Annotated in this window: 2 protein-coding genes and 1 pseudogene; 1 reads left to right on the top strand and 2 read right to left on the bottom strand. The window is 42.7% G+C overall.

Features of this window, described 5'->3' with window-relative positions; all coding sequences use genetic code 11:
- The first annotated feature begins 1,038 nt into the window (after positions 1-1,038).
- Positions 1,039-1,977: a replication initiation protein RepM gene (repM, locus tag FTV43_RS14885; RefSeq protein WP_179995788.1), complete on the top strand. Its 939-nt coding sequence runs from the start codon at positions 1,039-1,041 to the stop codon at positions 1,975-1,977.
- A gap of 13 nt (positions 1,978-1,990) precedes the next feature.
- Here repM and FTV43_RS14880 read toward each other — a convergent pair whose 3' ends face one another.
- A complete protein-coding gene (locus FTV43_RS14880) occupies positions 1,991-2,329 on the bottom strand; it encodes a hypothetical protein (RefSeq protein ID WP_179995787.1) in 339 nt (112 codons plus the stop codon).
- Between the two features lie 46 nt (positions 2,330-2,375).
- Positions 2,376-2,717: pseudogene (locus FTV43_RS14875) on the bottom strand (hypothetical protein); the annotation flags it as partial.

The following is a 2,717-nucleotide window of genomic DNA, read 5'->3' as shown; positions in this document are numbered from 1 at the left end:
GAGAGGCCGTGGGGGAGCCGCAAGGAGTAAGCGTCGAGCAAGCGAAGCGAGCCGAGATCTTACTCCGCAGTGGGGGCAACGCCACCCCCGTCGAAGCGAAGCGCACGACCACCCTCTTTCGGTGAAGCAAGTCGGGGAGTTCTTTGCGTAGCGAAGAAGCTCCCCACTTGTCAGAAAGGGGGTGGTCGTGCGCCGCAGGCGCGCAGACGGGGGCTTCGGTGTAGGTAAGATCGCCCTAGCGATCTAGCCAACCCGTCCCGAACCCTTTCGGGCTAAAACCCAGCGATAGCGCAGGTTTTAGAGGGTAGCGTAGCGGTGGCGTTACCGTTTAAGTCACAAACTCAAGTCAATCAAGTGTGTCTGACTACTGTGTCTATCTACTGTGTCACCATTGTTTCAGTCTTTGGACACAGTATATTTTTCAAAAAAAATATTTAAGCGAGTGTCTACGAGCTGACACAAAGAAAATTTGCGCCTCGACCCTCTGAAAAACCGTTTTTAAAATATTTTGCATCTAGAAAATTTTTATTTTTTTCACTGGCCTTTGTGTCTAGACGAGCGAAGCGAGCATAAAGCTTCTGAGCGTAGCGAAATCATAGTCGCTTTTGCTTTTGCTTTTGCTTTTTTTGTCTAGAACTATTTTTGCTAAAACTGCCCCCAAGCAAGTCGGCTTGTCCGACTTGCACTAGAGTACGAGCGAAGCGAGTACATAGGGCAGTTTTCATACCCTGCTTTTGATAGTGATTGGGCTTTTAATTATTTTTAATGCTTTTAAATGCTTTTAGACAGGCTGAAATGCAAGCCTAGCAAGCTATACAGAGGACATTCGACTAGAAAAAGTTACCACTTCGACTAGAAAAAGTTACCACTTCGACTAGAAAAAGTTACCACTTCGACTAGAAAAAGTTACCACTTCGATACATTAACAATCCATCTATCTTAAAGTAGGTTGACAATCTGACTAGTTGATTATATCTTATACGCTATCAAGACAACAAAGCCCTAGTAATGAAAAAACAAATTTTAAAAGGTAAAAATATGGGTAGTCTTGTAGTAAAAGATAACGCGCTTATTAACGCCAGCTTTAAGCTGGATGTTGTCGAGCAACGACTTATCATCTTAGCCATCACAGAAGCTAGAGAAACTGGCACAGGCATCACTTCTGACAGCCATCTCACTGTCCACGCTTCAAAATACATCGAGACTTTTGGTGGAGAAAGGCAGGCTGCATATAAAGCTCTAAAGTCTGCGTCCGAGACGCTTTTTTTCCGTTATTTTTCCTTTGTTTCTTTGCATGAGAAGGGTGTAAAGCATCATCGTAGCCGATGGGTGAGTGATATCGCCTATCAAGACGGCACAGCGAGCGTAGATATCCGCTTTTCTCCTATCATCGCTCCGTTGATCACACGCCTAGAAAAGCACTTTACGAGCTACGACATCGAGCAGATAAGTCACCTGACAAGTAAGTATGCAATACGTTTATACGAGCTTTTGATCGCATGGAAAAGCATCGGAAAGGTAAGCTTTGACTTGGAAGATTTTCGAGACAAGATCGGCTTAGACGCGACTGAATACCGTACGATGAGCAATTTTAAAAAATTTGTCCTTGATGTCGCTGTGTCACAGATCAACAAGCACACGGATATCACAGTATCCTACGAGCAGAAAAAAAAGGGGGTTCGTGTATCAGGATTCGATTTCCGCATGAAAATGAAGCCTACACAGAAGAAGCCCCAAGCCCGTGATCCTGATACACAGGATCTCTTTGAAAAGCTTACAGACGCTCAGAGACATCTTTTCGCTCACAAGCTTTCAGGCCTACATGAAGTTGGTAGCGAGTATGCAAAAGTAGGTGAGTCCACAGAGGACTTTACAAGAAGACTTGCTGATATGCTTCTAGATGAAGCTCAATTTCGAAAATTGCACCCTTTTCTTATAAGTGTGGGCTTCCAACCACCAAAAAAAACAGCCCTTTAAGGGCTGTTTTTTTTTATCGACCAAGCTCTCGATTGAACTCGATGCATGTAGCAAAAGCATGATCGAAAATTTCTCGTGTAATCTTCCCTTTTGCTTCAGGAGTCGCTTTTATCGGTGCTTTAAAAGCCACATCGATGACCCCTTCTCTATATACCCAAGTGTAGTCAGTACCGTACTTTTTCTTCGCGTCAGCATAAAAAACTTCTTTTGAAACACCTGCTTGTCGTGCTCGACTAGCGTGAACAGCAGTTTCACCTGCAGGAGTACACTCTCGCATAAGGGCTTCATCCGTCATCGCACCATGTGCAGAAAAAGTCAAAAAGCACAAACTTGATAAAATTATCTTTTTCATTCTTCACCCTCTTATAAGTTATTATATTTTATATAAAAGTTAAAAATTAGCTATCAAAAACTGCACCTAACACACGTCCTAAAAGTCCTTTTCTATGTCTTTTTAACTCCATGTCCGTTTGCTTTTCCCTTGCATCCTCTGACGTTTCTGTGATTTTTGGCTCACTAAGGAGTTCTGGTTGGTCTTGGGCAGTATTCTCTTTCTTGATACTTACATCTGCTGGCTTTGGTGCAGAAAGTAAAGTTTGCAAAAGGTGAATGCTTTGATCTTTAGTCGTGATTTGATCCTTTAAAAAGATTTCATTTTCTTCTAACTTTTTTATCTGTTTTTCAAGCATTTCTACCTGTAACCGTAAGGTGTAACTCTCTGTCTCTTTTTCTGTAACCTG

Origin of the sequence: Acinetobacter sp. YH16053, assembly GCF_013417035.1 — a bacterium.
Classification (GTDB): domain Bacteria; phylum Pseudomonadota; class Gammaproteobacteria; order Pseudomonadales; family Moraxellaceae; genus Acinetobacter; species Acinetobacter towneri.
The sequence above is the reverse complement of the archived record's forward strand: the minus strand, read 5'-3'. Positions and strand labels throughout refer to the sequence as shown.

What these genes read in the sequence shown, in the direction of transcription:
- repM (WP_179995788.1), top strand. Translation starts at nt 1,039, where the DNA reads ATGGGTAGTCTTGTAGTAAAAGATAACGCGCTTATTAACGCCAGCTTT.
- FTV43_RS14880 (WP_179995787.1), bottom strand. Translation starts at nt 2,329, where the DNA reads ATGAAAAAGATAATTTTATCAAGTTTGTGCTTTTTGACTTTTTCTGCA.